The 14,871-nt window shown below is 70.2% G+C and carries 13 protein-coding genes; 7 read left to right on the top strand and 6 right to left on the bottom strand.

Annotation, left to right across the window (positions count from 1 at the left end; translation table 11 throughout):
• Positions 1 to 88 precede the first annotated feature (88 nt).
• The 5 genes from FOZ74_RS02670 to FOZ74_RS02650 all read left to right on the top strand — a co-directional run bounded on the left by FOZ74_RS02670 (position 89) and on the right by FOZ74_RS02650 (position 4,753).
• On the top strand, positions 89 to 862 hold the full coding sequence (locus tag FOZ74_RS02670) for an ABC transporter ATP-binding protein (RefSeq protein ID WP_146911621.1): 774 nt from the start codon (positions 89 to 91) through the stop codon (positions 860 to 862).
• Between the two features lie 13 nt (positions 863 to 875).
• Complete coding sequence (locus FOZ74_RS02665) at positions 876 to 1,589, top strand: ABC transporter ATP-binding protein (protein WP_146911620.1); 714 nt, start codon at positions 876 to 878, stop codon at positions 1,587 to 1,589.
• A 36-nt stretch (positions 1,590 to 1,625) separates the two neighbouring features.
• Complete coding sequence (locus tag FOZ74_RS02660; protein ID WP_146911619.1) at positions 1,626 to 2,843, top strand: ABC transporter substrate-binding protein; 1,218 nt, start codon at positions 1,626 to 1,628, stop codon at positions 2,841 to 2,843.
• A gap of 37 nt (positions 2,844 to 2,880) precedes the next feature.
• Entirely contained in the window at positions 2,881 to 3,765 is an 885-nt protein-coding gene (locus tag FOZ74_RS02655) for a branched-chain amino acid ABC transporter permease (RefSeq protein ID WP_146911618.1), read from the top strand.
• Between the two features lie 94 nt (positions 3,766 to 3,859).
• The gene (locus FOZ74_RS02650) at positions 3,860 to 4,753 is read left to right on the top strand and encodes a branched-chain amino acid ABC transporter permease (RefSeq protein ID WP_255437829.1); all 894 of its coding nucleotides are present in this window, start codon (positions 3,860 to 3,862) and stop codon (positions 4,751 to 4,753) included.
• 30 nt (positions 4,754 to 4,783) lie between these two features.
• Here the strand turns inward: FOZ74_RS02650 and FOZ74_RS02645 are convergent, their stop codons facing one another.
• From FOZ74_RS02645 to FOZ74_RS02635, 3 genes are read right to left on the bottom strand one after another with little or no spacing between them, the layout of a single operon-like run.
• Positions 4,784 to 5,884 carry a lipocalin-like domain-containing protein gene (locus FOZ74_RS02645; RefSeq protein WP_146911616.1) on the bottom strand — a complete coding sequence of 367 codons (1,101 nt, stop codon included), beginning with the start codon at positions 5,882 to 5,884 and terminating at the stop codon, positions 4,784 to 4,786.
• On the bottom strand, positions 5,884 to 6,951 hold the full coding sequence (locus tag FOZ74_RS02640) for a PLP-dependent cysteine synthase family protein (RefSeq protein ID WP_146911615.1): 1,068 nt from the start codon (positions 6,949 to 6,951) through the stop codon (positions 5,884 to 5,886). The genes FOZ74_RS02645 and FOZ74_RS02640 overlap by 1 nt, the downstream gene beginning before the upstream one ends.
• A gap of 20 nt (positions 6,952 to 6,971) precedes the next feature.
• Positions 6,972 to 9,545 (bottom strand): FtsX-like permease family protein, encoded by a 2,574-nt coding sequence (locus tag FOZ74_RS02635; protein ID WP_146911614.1) that lies wholly within the window; start codon positions 9,543 to 9,545, stop codon positions 6,972 to 6,974.
• Positions 9,546 to 9,655: 110 nt separating this feature from the next.
• On the opposite strand from FOZ74_RS02635, the gene FOZ74_RS02630 reads away from it, so the two are divergent.
• Positions 9,656 to 10,084 carry an Hsp20/alpha crystallin family protein gene (locus tag FOZ74_RS02630; protein ID WP_146911613.1) on the top strand — a complete coding sequence of 143 codons (429 nt, stop codon included), beginning with the start codon at positions 9,656 to 9,658 and terminating at the stop codon, positions 10,082 to 10,084.
• An 87-nt stretch (positions 10,085 to 10,171) separates the two neighbouring features.
• Here FOZ74_RS02630 and FOZ74_RS02625 read toward each other — a convergent pair whose 3' ends face one another.
• Genes FOZ74_RS02625 through FOZ74_RS02615 form a run of 3 tightly spaced genes read right to left on the bottom strand, consistent with a single transcriptional unit; the run spans position 10,172 to position 12,289 of the window.
• Positions 10,172 to 10,852 (bottom strand): ABC transporter ATP-binding protein, encoded by a 681-nt coding sequence (locus tag FOZ74_RS02625; protein ID WP_146911612.1) that lies wholly within the window; start codon positions 10,850 to 10,852, stop codon positions 10,172 to 10,174.
• Positions 10,849 to 11,808: a tRNA (adenosine(37)-N6)-dimethylallyltransferase MiaA gene (gene miaA, locus FOZ74_RS02620; RefSeq protein ID WP_146911611.1), complete on the bottom strand. Its 960-nt coding sequence runs from the start codon at positions 11,806 to 11,808 to the stop codon at positions 10,849 to 10,851. The genes FOZ74_RS02625 and miaA overlap by 4 nt, the downstream gene beginning before the upstream one ends.
• Before the next feature lie 16 nt (positions 11,809 to 11,824).
• Positions 11,825 to 12,289, bottom strand: coding sequence for an HIT family protein (locus FOZ74_RS02615; RefSeq protein ID WP_146911610.1), 465 nt, complete (start codon positions 12,287 to 12,289; stop codon positions 11,825 to 11,827).
• A gap of 392 nt (positions 12,290 to 12,681) precedes the next feature.
• On the opposite strand from FOZ74_RS02615, the gene FOZ74_RS02610 reads away from it, so the two are divergent.
• Positions 12,682 to 14,769 carry a sensor domain-containing diguanylate cyclase gene (locus FOZ74_RS02610; protein ID WP_146911609.1) on the top strand — a complete coding sequence of 696 codons (2,088 nt, stop codon included), beginning with the start codon at positions 12,682 to 12,684 and terminating at the stop codon, positions 14,767 to 14,769.
• Positions 14,770 to 14,871 lie beyond the last annotated feature (102 nt).

The raw sequence follows: 14,871 nt of genomic DNA, 5'->3' as shown, positions 1-14,871 counted from the left end.
CATTCAACAGGGTTTACGATGCGACGCGGCAAGACAAGGGAGGCACACGGCGGTTCCGCACTGGTTTGGCGGCATGCGCTGTCCGGCAATGGGTGAATACATACTCGAAACCTCGCACCTGACCAAGGAGTTCAAGGGCTTCACTGCGGTCAGTGACGTCAAGCTTTCGGTCAGAAAGGGCGCGATCCATGCGCTCATCGGCCCCAACGGCGCAGGCAAGACGACCTGCTTCAACCTGCTCACCAAGTTTCTCGAACCCACGCGCGGCAAGATCCTGTTCGAGGGCGTGGACATCACCAGCGAGAAGCCGGCCCAGGTGGCGCGCCGCGGCATGGTGCGCTCGTTCCAGATCTCGTCCACCTTCCCCTACATGACGGTGCTGGAAAACGTGCGCGTCGGCCTGCAGCCGACCCTGGGCACGAGCTACAACTTCTGGCGCTCGTCGCGCACCCTGGACCAGCTCAATGGCCGGTGCATGGAGTTGCTGGAGCACGTCGGCCTGGCGGAGTTCGCCCATCTCAAGGCCATGGAGCTGCCCTATGGCCGCAAGCGGGCGCTGGAGATCGCCACGACGCTCGCGGTCGACCCCAAACTGCTGCTGCTCGACGAGCCCACGCAGGGCATGGGGCACGAGGACGTGGAGATGATCACCGAGCTGATCAAGAAGGTGGCCGCCAACCGCACGGTGCTGATGGTGGAACACAACATGGGCGTGGTCGGGCGCATTGCCGACACGATCACCGTGCTGCAGTTCGGCCAGGTGATCGCCGAGGGCCCGTATTCGGAGGTATCGCGCAATCCCCAGGTGCTCGAGGCCTACATGGGCAGCAGCGACGAGGCGCTCGCCGGCATCGGTGAATGAAGGCAGGCAGACGATGAACGCATCCCAAACGACGGCCATCCGCTTCAAGGACGTGCAGGCCTGGTACGGAGAGTCCCACATCCTGCATGGCGTCAACTTCCACGTGCAAGGCGGCGAGGTGGTAAGCCTGCTGGGGCGCAACGGCGCGGGCCGCACGACCAGCCTGCGCGCGCTCATGGGCCTGGTGGGCAGGCGCACCGGCAGCATCGAGATCAACGGCGTGGACACGGTGAGCATGGCGCCGCACCAGATTGCGCGCCTGGGCGTGGGCTATTGCCCGGAAGAGCGCGGCATCCTCACCTCGCTGAGCTGCGAAGAGAACCTGCTGCTGCCGCCCAAGGTGGCCGAAGGCGGCATGGGCGTGGACGAGATCTACGCCATGTTTCCCAACCTGCAGGCGCGCCGCGCCAGCCCGGGCGGGCGCCTGTCGGGCGGTGAGCAGCAGATGCTGGCGGTGGCGCGCATCCTGCGCACCGGCGCCAAGATACTGCTGCTCGACGAAATTTCCGAAGGTCTGGCGCCCGTCATCGTGCAGGCGCTGGCGCGCATGATCCGCGAGCTGCGCACCCGGGGCTTCACCGTGCTCATGGTCGAGCAGAATTTCCACTTCGCCGCGCCGCTGGCCGACCGCTTCTACATCATGGAGCGTGGCCAGATCCTGCGCGAACTCAGTGCCGCGGAGCTGCAGGGCAACATGCAGACCCTGCACCAGTACCTGAGTGTCTGATTTCCCAACCCTGCATCACCTACGAGGAGATATCTGATGAAACGCAAATTGCTGTGTTCCCTGATTGCCGGCATCGGCCTGGCTGCCGGCGGCCTGGCGCACGCCGAGGTGAGCGGTGGCGTGGTGAAGATCGGGGTGCTCTCGGACATGTCCGGTCCCTATGCGGATCTCTCCGGCCCGGGCTCGGTCGTTGCGGCCAAGATGGCGGCCGAGGACTACGTCAAGCAGACCGGCTCCAAGCTCAAGATCGAGATCGTCTCGGGCGACCACCAGAACAAGCCGGACGTCGGCTCCAGCATCACGCGCAAGTGGATCGACTCCGAAGGCGTGGACATGATCCTGGACGTGCCGACCTCCTCGGTGATGTTCGCCGTCGCCGAGGTGGTCAAGGAAAAGAACAAGGTGCTCGTCGACTCCACCGGCGGCTCCTCGGACATGACCGGCAAGTCCTGCAACGCCAACACCGTGCACTGGACCTATGACACCTGGATGCTGGCCCACGGCACGGGTTCGGCCGTGGTCAAGAGCGGTGGTGACAGCTGGTTCTTCCTGACCGCCGACTACGCCTTCGGCCACGCGCTCGAGAAGGACACCTCCGAGGTCGTCAAGGCCAACGGCGGCAAGGTGCTGGGCAGCGTCAAGGTGCCGCTGGGCACGACGGACTTCTCGTCCTTCCTGCTGCAGGCCCAGGGCTCCAAGGCCAAGATCGTCGGCCTGGCCAACGCCGGCAACGACACCATCAACTCGATCAAGCAGGCGGCCGAGTTCGGCATCGTCAAGGGCGGCCAGAAGATGGCCGGTCTGCTGGTGTTCATCAGCGACGTGCACGGCCTGGGCCTGCAGACCGCCCAGGGCCTGCAGCTGACCGAGACCTTCTACTGGAACCAGGACGACGGCGCGCGCGCATGGTCCAAGCGCTTTGGCGAGCGCCATGGCGGCAAGATGCCCACCTCGGCCCAGGCAGGCGTGTACGCCGGCATGCTGCACTATCTGAAGGCGGTGGACGCGCTGCAGGAGGATGCCGACGGCGCCAAGGTGGTGGCCGAGATGAAGAAGCTGCCCACGGACGACCCGCTGTTCGGCAAGGGCGTGGTGCGTGAGGACGGTCGCAAGATCCACCCCGCCTACCTGTTCGAGGTGAAGACGCCGGCCGAGTCCAAGGCGCCCTGGGACTACTACAAGCTGGTGCAGACCATCCCGGCAGACCAGGCATTCCGTCCGCTCAAGGACGGCAATTGCCCGCTGGTGAAGTAACAACGGCGGACATCGAAGAGAAGCGGGGCGTTACCCAATGGACATATTCGGCATTCCCGTGCAGGCCTTGATGGGGCAACTGCTCATCGGGCTGATCAATGGCTCCTTCTACGCCCTGCTCTCGCTCGGGCTGGCCGTGATATTCGGCCTGCTCAACATCATCAACTTCGCCCACGGCGCGTTCTACATGATGGGCGCGTTCGGGGCCTATCTGCTGCTCAACAAGCTGGGCCTCAATTACTGGTGGGCCCTGCTGCTGTCCCCGATCATCGTCGGGGCCGTGGGCGTGGTGCTCGAGCGCACCATGCTCAAGCGCCTGTACCAGCTCGACCACCTCTACGGCCTCTTGCTCACCTTCGGGCTGGCGCTGATCATCCAGGGGCTGTTCCGCAATGAATTTGGCTCCAGCGGCCTGCCCTACGCGATACCCGCGCAGCTGTCGGGCGGGCAGAACCTGGGCTTCATGTTCCTGCCCAACTACCGCGCCTGGGTCATCGTCGCGTCGCTCATCGTCTGCCTGCTGACCTGGTACGTGATCGAGCACACGCGCCTGGGCGGCTATCTGCGCGCCGCGACCGAGAACCCGCAGCTGGTGCAGGCCTTCGGCATCAACGTGCCGCGCATGATCACGCTCACCTTCGGCTTCGGCGTGGGTCTGGCGGCGCTGGCCGGCGTCATGGCCGCGCCCATCTACCAGGTCGGTCCGCTCATGGGGGCCGATCTCATCATCGTCGTGTTTGCCGTGGTGGTCATAGGCGGCATGGGCTCGATCATGGGCGCCATCGTCACCGGCTTCGGTCTGGGGCTGGTCGAAGGCCTGACCAAGGTCTTCTACCCTGAAGCTTCCACCACCGTGATCTTCGTCATCATGACCATCGTGCTGCTGCTGCGACCGGCAGGGCTGTTTGGCGCAGAAAAGTAAATCCATGAACACAGCAGTGAGTACCCAGGTACACGCTTCCGCGGCCGAGCTGGAAAAGGCCGCGCGGCGCACCCATTTGACGGTGTTCGTCCTCATGATGGTGGTGCTGATCGCCGCGCCCTTCCTTGGCGTCTATCCGGTCTTCATGATGAAGGTGATGTGCTTTGCGCTCTTTGCGTGCGCCTTCAACCTCTTGCTGGGCTTTGGCGGCCTGTTGTCCTTCGGTCATGCGATGTTCCTCGGCGGCGCCGGTTATGCCGCAGCGCATTCGGCCAAGGTCTGGGGCTTCACGCCGGAGCTGGCCGTCCTCTTTGCCACCGCCTGCACCGCCGCTCTGGGTTGGGTGACGGGCCTGCTGGCGATCCGCCGCCAGGGCATCTATTTCGCGATGATCACGCTGGCGCTGGCTCAGATGGTGTTCTTCTTCAGCCTGCAGGCGCCGTTCACCCACGGCGAGGACGGCATCCAGGCGGTGCCGCGCGGCAAGCTCTTCGGCCTGATCGACCTGTCGCAGCCGAGCGCGATGTACATCTTCGTGCTGCTGATCTTCGTGATCGGGTTCGCGCTGATCTACCGCATCGTGCATTCGCCCTTCGGGCAGGTGCTGCAGGCGATACGCGAGAACGAGGCGCGGGCGATCTCGCTGGGCTACGACGCCGACAAGTTCAAGCACCGCGCCTACGTGCTGTCGGCCACGCTGTCGGGCCTGGCGGGCGCGACCAAGGCCATCCTGTTCCAGCTGGCTTCGCTCACCGACGTGCACTGGGGCATGTCGGGCGAGGTGGTGTTGATGACGCTGGTGGGCGGCATGGGCACGATCTTCGGGCCCGTCGTCGGCGCGGCGGTGATCGTCACCATGCAGAACTACCTGGCCGAGCTGGGCGCCTGGGTGACGGTGGTGCAGGGGGTCATCTTCGTCATCTGCGTGCTGCTGTTTCGCCGCGGCATCGTGGGCGAGATCGGCAACTGGCTCAAGAAGTCGCTCTGAGCGGCGCCTCAGGCGCGCGCAGCCCGCGCTTCAGCGCAGCTGCAGCGGCTGGGCGTAGCCGGTCATTTCAAGATAGCCGCGGCCCACTTCCCGGTGCGCGCCGTCGCGCAGCGCACTCAGGCCTTCCCAGTAGATCGCGCCGGTGGAAGCGCGGCTGTCGAGCTCCTGCTCGTCGAGCAGCGCCGTGATGCCATAGCTGCCGGCGGGCGTCTGCACCTGCCATTGCACCGGGTAGCGGGCGCCGCTCAGGGCGCTGCGCCAATGGCCTTGCGCCGTGAAGCGCACCTCCTCGCTGGTGAAGACCCGCACCGGCGCATCGCCCGAGGGGCGCAGCGAGCCGCCGGCCCACAGCGCGCTGCCGTCGGCGCGACGCAGCTGAAACGCGGTGAGCGCGCCGCCGTCGCGCAGGTTCATGCCTATCCAGTCCCAGCCGACGGCAGCGGGAGCGAGCAGGGTCTCGCTCCATTCGTGGTCCATCCAGGCGCGGTTGTCCCAGGGGTCGCCCGCGATGAGCGGCCTGCGCCGACCGGCGACGGTGAGCGCGCCGCTGAGCTGCAACTGCGGCTGGCTCACGTAGTAGCTGGCTTCATCCGGCTGGGGCCCCTTGCGCGAGAGGCCGGCGTCGCCCTGCAGCAGCGGCGGCTGGGTGCTGGTGGCGTCGATCTCGAGCGCGAAGCCGTCGGCGCGCGCGCGGATGGCGTAGCGGCTGCCGCCGGGGCCGGCATGCGGCGTGCGCGTGAGCGACCAGTCCTGCAGCTGGATGGCGCAATCGGTGGCGGAGGCCTCGGCCACGCCCCAGCCTGCGCGCGCCACGCGCTGGTCGTGCAGCAGCCGGCCCCGGCGCAGGTCGGTGACGGCGGCGTGGGCAAACAGCAGCTGGCGCGCGGCAAAGCGCGAATGCAGCGTCTGCGCCGCATCCACGCGCGAGCGAAAGAAGGTGATCTGAAAGCCCCACAAGCCTTCGGCGGTGCGCGCCTGGCCGGTGATGTACCACCATTCGGTGCGCAGCTCGGGGTGGCTGCCGTGGTCGCGCGGAAACTGCAGCGCGCGCACGGGCAGGGCGCGGGCCGTGGCATCGAGGCCAGGCAGGCCCAGCGCGCCCAGGCCACGCAGCAGCTGGCGGCGCTGCATCAGGCCAGCAGCCCCTGCAAGTCTGCCTCGGCCGCGGCACAGTCGCCCATGGTGTTCTTCACCCACGCGTCATCGTGGTAGGTGTGCAGATAGCGCTCGCCCGCGTCGCACAGCAGCGAGAGGATGGAGCCCTGCTCGCCGCGGCGGCGCATCTCGCCGGCAATGGCCATCATCACCGCGAAGTTGGTGCCGGTCGACGGCCCGACGCGCCGCCCGAGGATGCGCGAGAGCGCGCGCATGCCGGCGATGGAATCCGCGTCCTGCACCACCTCCATGCGGTCCACCAGCGAGCGCACGAAGCTGGGTTCCACGCGCGGGCGCCCTATCCCTTCGATGCGCGAGCCGGGCGCGGTGAGCGCGGCGTCGCCCCTGGCCCAGTAGTCGGCAAACACCGAGCCGGCCGGGTCGGCCACGCACAGGCGCGTGGCGTGGCGCTGGTAGCGGGTGTAGCGGCCTATGGTGGCGCTGGTGCCGCCGGTGCCCGCGCCCACCACGATCCAGCTGGGGATGGGGTGGCGCTCGTGCTGCATCTGCTGGTACATGCTTTCGGCGATGTTGTTGTTGCCGCGCCAGTCGGTGGCGCGCTCGGCGTAGGTGAACTGGTCCATGTAGTGCCCGCCGGTCTCCTGCGCGATGGCGCGTGCAGCGTCGTACACCTGGGCGGCAGTGTCCACGAAATGGCAGCGCCCGCCGTGGAATTCGATCAGCGCCACCTTCTCGGCCGAGGTGTTGCGCGTCATCACCGCGACGAAGGGCAGGCCGAGCAGGCGGGCGAAGTAGGCCTCGCTCACCGCGGTGGAGCCGCTGGATGCTTCGACGATGGTGGAACCCTCGTGCACCCAGCCGTTGCACAGCGCGTACAGGAAGAGCGAGCGCGCCAGGCGGTGCTTGAGACTGCCCGTGGGGTGGGTGGATTCGTCCTTCAGGTACAGATCGATCCCCGCGCTGGCGTAACCGGGCAGCGGAATCGGGATGAGGTGGGTGTCGGCGCTGCGCTGGTAATCGGCCTCGATGCGGGCCACGGCCTGGTGCAGCCAGGTGCAGGTGAAGCAAGTCTTGGATGTCATGGCCGGATTGTGACGCGGCGCTACCAGTCTTCCTTGACCGCCAGCACCGCGTCGCGGCCGGCCGCGGCCCGTCCGGCCAGCCAGGCGGTGGCCGCGCCGGCCGCGACGACCGCCGCCGCCAGCAGCGCCAGGCGCGCCCAGGGCACGACCATGTCCATGCTCCAGTGAAAGCTTTGCGGGTTGACCACGCGCACCAGCACCAGCGCCGCCAGCAGCCCGAGCGCCGTGCCTGCGGCCGCGCCCACGGCCATCCAGGCCGTGCCTTCGCCGGTCACCACCGCGAGGATTTGCCAGCGCGTCAGGCCCAGGTGGGTGAGCAGTCCGAACTCCTTGCGCCGCGCCAGCACCTGCGCCGACAGGCTGGCCGCCACGCCGAACAAGCCTATGCCCACGGCCACCGCCTGCAGCCAGTAGGTGACGGCAAAGCTGCGGTCAAAGAGCCGCAGGGTGTGGGCGCGGATGGTGTCCGTGCGGCTGAACTCCAGCGCCTGCGGCGTGCCGCCGTGCGCGCGCACCTCGGCCATGACGGCGTCGTGCAGGGCCGGGATGGCGCTGCCCGGCGCAGGCCACAGCGCCAGCTCGCTGGCACGTTCGTCACCGCTCAGACGGACGAAGTCCGCGCGCGGCATGACGACCGCACCCGTCTGGCGCACGTAGTCGCGCCATACGCCGGCTATGAAAAACAGAGCTTCTTGCGCTTGATGGGACTGCGTTTGGGGCCGAAAAGCCTCTGAAAACGCGGGCCAGTCCTGGCCGGGGCGCACACCATAGAGGTCCACCACCGCCTCGCTCACGTACAGCGGGATGCGCCCGGCCGGCACCGGCACGGCGGGCTGGGCCAGTGGCAGCTTGCGCTCTGGCTGCGCGTCCAGCGGCCGCGCGAGGACAGCCAGCGGCGGCAGGCTGGCCGATAGGCGCACGCTGCTGGTGCGCAGCGCCTGCACCCGCTGCAGCTGCGGCAGGTGCTCCAGGGCCTGGACCAGCGCGGCGGAAAACACCGCGCCGTCGTCGCCCTGGGCCCCGCCGCCGGCACGCAGATAGGCCGGCGCGGGCAGCATCGCGTCGAGCCACTGCGTGACCGACTGGCGAAAGCTGGTGACCATCACCGTCAGCGCCACCGCCAGGCTGAGCGCGGCCACCACGCCGCCGACGGTGGCGGCGGTGGCGCCGCGCGTGCGCCGGGCGCGCTCCAGCGCCAGCAGCGCCAGCGCGCGCCGGCCGGCCCAGGGCGCCAGGGCCCCCAGCAGCCACTGCGTGAGCCAGGGCAGCAGCGCGATGCCGCCCACCAGCAGCAGCGCGACCGAGGCGTAGGCCCCCAGCGCCATGCCCGCCAGCGGCGGTGCCTGCGCCAGCAATGCGCTGGCCGCCAGCATGGCCAGGCCCGGCAGCGCCAGCCGGTGCACGCTGGCACCGGGCAGGGCCATGCCCAGGCCCTTGAGCGTCTGCGCCGGCGGCAGGCGCTGCGCGCTGCGCGCCGGCCACCAGGCGCCGGCCCAGGCGGCGGCCAGGCCCAGCAGCGCATAGGCGAGGGCGGTGGCGTTGCTCCAGTGCAGGCGGCTGGTGCCGGAAAAATAACCGCCGCCCAGGTCGCCGCCGGCCAGGCGCAAGGCCAGCGCGGCCAGCAGCGCACCCAGCAGCACGCCCAGCAGGCTGGCGGCCAGCCCCAGTGCGGTGGCTTCGCACAAGACCAGCCACAGCCGCTGGCGCGGCGTGGCGCCCAGCACCGCCAGCAGCGCGAACTGCGGCTGGCGCCGCGCCACCGCCAGCGCCTGCACCGAGAACACCAGATAGGCGCCGGTGAACAGCGCGATCAGCGCCAGCACCGTGAGATTGACCCGGTAGGCGCGCGAGAGCTGGTCCATTTGCAGACTCTCGGCCTGGGGCGCGCTCAGCAGCAGCGCGCCGGCCTGCCCCGGTGCGAGCTCGAGCGAGTGCAGCAGCGCCTCCTGCGTCACGCCGGGTGCAAGCTGCAGGTCCACGCGGCTGAGCCAGCCGCCCTGGCCCAGCAGGTCCTGTGCCGCGCCGATGTCCATCACCGCCAGCGGGGCGCCGCCGGCGGCCACGCTGCCGGCCACCGCGACCGGCAGGCGCTGCAGCCCCGCCTGCAGTTGCACGGTGGCGGGCGCGTGCGCCAGGCCCAGGGCCTGCAGCGCGCTGGCGTTCAGGAACACGGTGGCGGGGGCAAAGAGGCTGGTGCGCGCGCTCTCCGGCCAGGGCCGGGGCATGAGCGCCGGGGCCATGGCGGGCAGCGCCAGGGTGTCGGCCGCGACCAGGCGCAGCGTGCTCTGCCGGGCACCGGCGCCGGCCTGCACGCGCGCCTCCAGCACCGGGTTGGCGCGCGCCACCAGGGGGCTTTGCACCAGCGTGCCGAACAGCGCCTCGGGCAGCCGGCCCTGGCGCGCCCGCACCTGCAGGTCGCTCTGGCCGCTGGCGGCGCGCGTGGCCTGGGCGAATTCGGTGAACGCGCTGGCATTGATCAGCTGCACTGCCAGCGCCAGCGCCACCCCGAGCATGATGGCCAGCACCGCCGCGAGGGCCCGCCATGGGTGGCGGCGCAGGTCCTGCCAGGAAAAGGTGAGGAAGAGGCCGCGCATGGCCGCCGATTGTCCGCCGCTGCGCATGCCCCTTGAAACGCGGCCGGGGGCGCGCATCTTGGGTGCATGCCGCCAGACGCGCGGCCGGTTCACCCTCAAGGAGCTAAGACATGAATGCATTGATGACCCGTGGCAGCCTGTTCGACGACTTTTTCCGTGACATCGCGCCCGGTTTCTACGTGCGCCCGCTGCACGGCGACGCGCTGCCCCAACCCTCGCAGATCCGCATCGACGTCAAGGAAGACGACGGCGGCTACCGCGTGCAGGCCGAGCTGCCGGGCGTGCCCAAGGAGGACATCCAGGTGTCCATCGACGGCGCCGTCGTCACGCTGCGCGCCGAAGTGCAGCAGCACGACCAGAAGAAGGACGGCGAGAAGCTGCTGCGCAGCGAACGCTACTTCGGTTCGGTGGCGCGCAGCTTCCAGCTGCCCATGGAAGTCGATTCCACCAAGGCCAAGGCCAAGTACGACAACGGCGTGCTGACCCTGAGCCTGCCCAAGAAGCTCGAAGGCAAGGCCCAGCGCCTGGCGGTGGAATAAGTCGCAGCCGCCTGCGCGCGCCTTCGGCTGCGCCTTGGCGAGGCCAGACACAGGCCCTGCTGCCCCGGCAGCAGGGCCTGTCGTTTTTCAGCCTGCGGTCGGCGCAAGCACCTGCATGCCGGCGGTGGTCAGGCGCAGCGCGCGGTCGGCCCGCGTGGCCGCCGCGCGCGAGTGGGTGACAAGCACCAGCGCCGCCTGGTGCTCGCGCGTCTGGGCAATGAGCAAGTCCATGGTGCGCGCGGCCGTGTCCGGGTCCAGGTTGCCCGTCGGTTCGTCGGCCAGCAGCAGGGGCGGGCGGTGCACCAGCGCGCGTGCGATCGCCACGCGCTGCAGTTGTCCGCCGCTGAGCTGCTGCGGCAGGCGCTCGCCCAGGCCTTCCAACCCGACGGCGGCAAGCATCTGCCGCACGCGCGCCGCGTCCGGGCGCTTGAGCAAGAGCAGCGGCAGCGCCACGTTCTGCGCCACGCTCAGGTGCGGCAGCACGTGGAAGGCCTGAAACACGAAGCCCACATGGGCGCGGCGCCACAGCGCGCGGGCGCTGTCGTCCAGCGGCCCGAGATCGCTGCCATCGAACACCACCCGGCCTTCGTCCCAGGTGTCGAGTGCGGCCAGGCAGTTGAGCAGCGTGGACTTGCCCACGCCCGAATCGCCGACGATGGCGACGAACTCGCCGCGCTGCACCTGCAGGTTCACCCGCTCGAACACGGTCTGGCTGGTGTAGCGCCGTGCCAGGTTTTCGGCCGCGATCAGGGGCCGGGTGGTGTTCATGCGGGCAGCCGCCCGAGTGCGGCCTGCACCAGCTGCGCGCTGGCATCGGGCGCGTCGGCGGCAATGACCTGGCGTGCCGGCATGGCGCGCAGCCAGGTGAGCTGGCGGCGCGCGAGCTGGCGCGTGGCGGCCGCGCCGCGTTCGGGCAGCTCGGCCAGGGGAAAGACGCCATCCAGCGCTTGCCAGCACTGGCGGTAGCCCACGCAGCGCATGCTGGGCAGCTGCGCATGCAGCTCGGCGCGCGTGCGCAAGCCGCGCACCTCGTCCAGCAGGCCTTGCTGCAGCATGGCCGCAAAGCGCAGGCCTATGCGCTGGTGCAGCCAGGCGCGGTCGGCAGGTTCGAGAGAAAAAATGGCGTTTTCGCTGATGGGGCAATCGCTACAGGCTATGCTTTGAGTAGCTAAAAGCTCGGACAGCGGGCGTCCCGCCAGCTGCCAGACCTCCAGCGCGCGCTGGATGCGCTGGCCGTCCGCGGGCGCCAGGCGCGCGGCGGTGGGCGGGTCCACCTGCGCCAATTGCGCGTGCATCGCGGGCCAGCCGATGCGGGCCGCGCGCGCATCCAGTTCGGCGCGCACCGCGGCATTGGCGGGTGGCAGCTCGGCCATGCCCTGCATCAGGGCCTTGAAGTACAGCAGCGTGCCACCCACCAGCAGGGGCAGCGCGCCGCGCGCCTGGATGGCGGCGATCAGCCGGCGCGCGTCGCGCGCGAAGTCGGCGGCGCTGTAGCTCTGAGCCGGGTCGCGGATGTCGATCAGGTGGTGGGGCGCCTGCGCCCGCTCTTCGGCCGTGGGCTTGGCCGTGCCTATGTCCATGCCGCGGTACACCAGGGCCGAATCGACGCTGACGATCTCCACCGGCACTCCGCGCTCGGCCAGCGCGCGCACCAGCGCCAGGGCGGCGGCCGTCTTGCCGCTGGCCGTGGGGCCGCTCAGGGCCAGGGCGGGCAGTGCGGACATGGTGCGATGTCGGTGCTTACAGGCGCGCAGCGGGCGCCGCGGCCTGGAGCGCGGCCCTGAGCTGCCCGGCGTAGCCCGCGAGGACATCGGGCGGCGGGTCCTTGCGTGGCCAGGTGTAGGCGATGCCGTCGTGCGCATGGCGCGGCACCACATGCATGTGAAAGTGCCCCACCGTCTGGCCGGCCACGGCGCCGTTGGCCTGCAGCAGCATGAGGCCTTCGGGCTGGAAGGCGGCGCGCACCGCCGCAGCCACGCGGTGCACGGTGTGCATCACCGCGGCGGCCTGCTCGGGCGTGGTGTCCCAGAGCGTGGCGGCGTGCTGGCGCGTGGCCACCAGCACGTGCCCGGGGTTGACCTGGCCCAGATCCATGAAGGCGACGCTGTGCTCGTCCTCATACACCTTGGCGCTGGGGATCTCGCCGGCGATCAGGCGGCAGAAGATGCAGGAGCCGGGGGCGGAGGTATCGACGAAGTGGGGCATGGCTGTTCCGGTGCGTCAGGGGACGCGCCGATTGTCGCCCGAGCGCTCCGCCGCGCCGGCTGGCCGGGTGCGCAGTGCGATGGTGCGCAGGGGTATCAGGGTTTTCCTTGGCGGCTTTCAGGGTTGCACCCGAGCCGGCGTACCCCGGCCCGTGTCTATAGTCCAAGAGCAAGGCCGAACCGGCTTCTTGCGCGCGTTGCATGCCCCGCCGCGCGGCCTGCTGGCCGGCCGTGGCTTGTGGCTGGCCCGGGCCGCTGCCGTGGCCCTGCATGCGCGCCGGGGGCCGTGCGCGGCGTCGCAGCCGCCGCCGGCGTGGTGCCGGTGGCACACCACTTTTCCATGTCCTTCGTTTGCGCCCCGATGCCTGACGCCAAGCCCTTGCGGGAGTTGCCATGACGCCGCCGTCGCCCGAGCTTGCGCCGCCGCCGCAGGGCGAGTCCACGCACCTCTGGGGCCCGGGCCCGCTGGTGCGGGCGCTGGCCGTGCTGCTGGTGGCGGTGGCGCTGGTGGCCGGGGGGTTGTCGGCCTGGCTGGTCTCGCGCAGCAGCGAGCCGCAGGCGCTGCAGCGCATCCTCGACCAGGACGGCGGCGAGGTGGAGATGCTCGCGCGCATGCTCTCGAGCAAGATGGAGCTCAATTTCAAGATGCTCTCGGCGCTCGCCGACGGCCTCACGCCGCAGGTGCTGGGCTCCAGTGCGCGCCTGCGCGCCTGGCTGTTGCAGGCGCGCCCGGGCGGGCGGCTGTTCGAATCGGTGGCGGTGCTGCGCGCGCCCGAGGCCGACGGGCTGCGGCTGCAGGGGGGCGGCGTGACGGCGCTCGAGCAGATGGAGGACGCCGAGCAGGCGCTGCTGCGCCGCGCCTGGCAGGAAGGCAAGCCCATGGTCTCGGGCGTGCTGGGCGCGCGCACCGCGCAGGCCCGCCTGGTGCTGGCGCTGCCGGTGCTGGGCGAGGACGGCCGCACCCTGGCGCTGGTGGCGGGCAGCCTGCGCCTGCAGTCGCAGAACCTGCTGCCGCCTTCGCTCGCCCTGCCCGAGCGCGACAACACCCGTTTCATGGTGTTCACGCACGAGGGCGTGATCGTCTCGCATCCCGACCCGGCGCGGGTGCTCGGCCTGGTGCGCGACGAGCCTGAGCTGGCGGCGCTGTTCTCCGGCAAGGACAGCGCCGCCGCTTTGTCCCAGCCAGGGCGGGTGGTGCTGGGTGACGGCACCGTGGTCGGCTGGGCGGTGGTCGCTCTGCCGGGCTGGACGGTGGTGCGTGTCAACCATGCGCCCTCGCTGCTCAAGCCGCTGATGGCCGCCGAGCAGCGGCTGTGGTGGCTGGTGGCCGCCGGCATTGCGCTGGTGGCCGTGGCGGCGCTGCTGGTGCTGTGGTGGTTGATGCGCCCGCTCACGCTCTTGCGCCAGCGCGCCCGCGCGGTGCTTGCCGGCGAGCACCCGGCGAGCGTCCCCTGGGAGCGCCAGAACGCGGCGCGCCCGCGCGGCGAGGTGCAGGACGTGGTGCGCGTGTTCGCCCGCCTGGTGCAGCTGCGCCGCCAGCAGCAGCGCAGCGCGCTGGCGCTGGCGCGCCAGCTCGAGGCGGTGCTCGAGCATGTGCCGCTGGGCATCGTGCTCACGCATGCGCAGCGCATCGAACTGGCCAGCGGCCAGGCCTGCCGCCTGCTGGGCAGCACGCCCGCGCAGCTGGTCGGGCGTGATCTGCTGCAGCTCGTCGGCGATGCCCCGGACGGGCAGAGCGTGGCAGAGCGGGTGCGCGCGGACTTCGCCACGCACGGGCGCTTTCACGGCGAGCTGGCCCTGGCACGGCGCGACGGCAGCACTTTCTGGGCCCAGGTGCAGGGCGAGCCGGTGCACCTGGGCGACCTGAGCGCCGGCGTGATCTGGATGCTGGAAGACGGTTCGGCCGAGCGTGAGGCGCGCCTGCAGCACGACTGGGCGCGCTGGCACGACCCGCTGACCTTCCTGCCCAACCAGGCGGCGCTGGCGCGCAAGCTGCCGCTGCTGCTGTCCGACCAGGTGGCCCATGGCGCGGCGCCCGCGGGCGCGGCCACCCCCGAGGTGGTGGGCGTGTTGCTGCATGCCGACCTGGACCACTTCACCCTGATCAACGAGCTGGCCGGCCACGACGCAGGCGACGACGTGCTGCGCTACCTGGCGCGCATGCTGCAGTCGCTGGTGCGCCAGATGGGCTGGGTGGCGCGCCTGGGCGGTGACGAGTTCGCGGTCGTGCTGCCCGGCGCCGACCTGGCGCGCGGCAGCGCGCTGGCCGAGAAGCTGCGCGCCGCCGTGGCGCAGTGGGAGCCCACCTACCACGGCCGCAGCTTTTCGCTGAGCCTGAGCATGGGCCTGGTGCTGTTGCGTCCGGGCGACGCGGTGACCGAGGTGTTGGCCAGCGCCGACATGGCCTGCTATGGCGCCAAGCGCCAGGGACGCAACCGCGTGCAGCTGGCGCAGGCGGGAACACCGGCCGACGCCGCTTGAGCACCGAGGCCCATGGAAACCCCGATGTTCCCGCGTTGTGTATGCAATTATGGTGTACATCTATCGCATGCACTTTGCTGGCATGATGGCGCCAGCGCCCCT

It is taken from the genome of Comamonas flocculans (assembly GCF_007954405.1).
Lineage (GTDB): Bacteria > Pseudomonadota > Gammaproteobacteria > Burkholderiales > Burkholderiaceae_C > Comamonas_C > Comamonas_C flocculans.
Note: the sequence above shows the minus strand (reverse complement) of the source record. Positions and strands in the feature narration are given on the sequence as shown.

Bases quoted from the DNA above. Each gene is read 5' to 3' on its own strand.
- FOZ74_RS02670 (WP_146911621.1), top strand. From the start codon at position 89: ATGGGTGAATACATACTCGAAACCTCGCACCTGACCAAGGAGTTCAAG.
- FOZ74_RS02665 (WP_146911620.1), top strand. From the start codon at position 876: ATGAACGCATCCCAAACGACGGCCATCCGCTTCAAGGACGTGCAGGCC.
- FOZ74_RS02660 (WP_146911619.1), top strand. From the start codon at position 1,626: ATGAAACGCAAATTGCTGTGTTCCCTGATTGCCGGCATCGGCCTGGCT.
- FOZ74_RS02655 (WP_146911618.1), top strand. From the start codon at position 2,881: ATGGACATATTCGGCATTCCCGTGCAGGCCTTGATGGGGCAACTGCTC.
- FOZ74_RS02650 (WP_255437829.1), top strand. From the start codon at position 3,860: ATGATGGTGGTGCTGATCGCCGCGCCCTTCCTTGGCGTCTATCCGGTC.
- FOZ74_RS02645 (WP_146911616.1), bottom strand. From the start codon at position 5,884: ATGCAGCGCCGCCAGCTGCTGCGTGGCCTGGGCGCGCTGGGCCTGCCT.
- FOZ74_RS02640 (WP_146911615.1), bottom strand. From the start codon at position 6,951: ATGACATCCAAGACTTGCTTCACCTGCACCTGGCTGCACCAGGCCGTG.
- FOZ74_RS02635 (WP_146911614.1), bottom strand. From the start codon at position 9,545: ATGCGCGGCCTCTTCCTCACCTTTTCCTGGCAGGACCTGCGCCGCCAC.
- FOZ74_RS02630 (WP_146911613.1), top strand. From the start codon at position 9,656: ATGAATGCATTGATGACCCGTGGCAGCCTGTTCGACGACTTTTTCCGT.
- FOZ74_RS02625 (WP_146911612.1), bottom strand. From the start codon at position 10,852: ATGAACACCACCCGGCCCCTGATCGCGGCCGAAAACCTGGCACGGCGC.
- miaA (WP_146911611.1), bottom strand. From the start codon at position 11,808: ATGTCCGCACTGCCCGCCCTGGCCCTGAGCGGCCCCACGGCCAGCGGC.
- FOZ74_RS02615 (WP_146911610.1), bottom strand. From the start codon at position 12,289: ATGCCCCACTTCGTCGATACCTCCGCCCCCGGCTCCTGCATCTTCTGC.
- FOZ74_RS02610 (WP_146911609.1), top strand. From the start codon at position 12,682: ATGACGCCGCCGTCGCCCGAGCTTGCGCCGCCGCCGCAGGGCGAGTCC.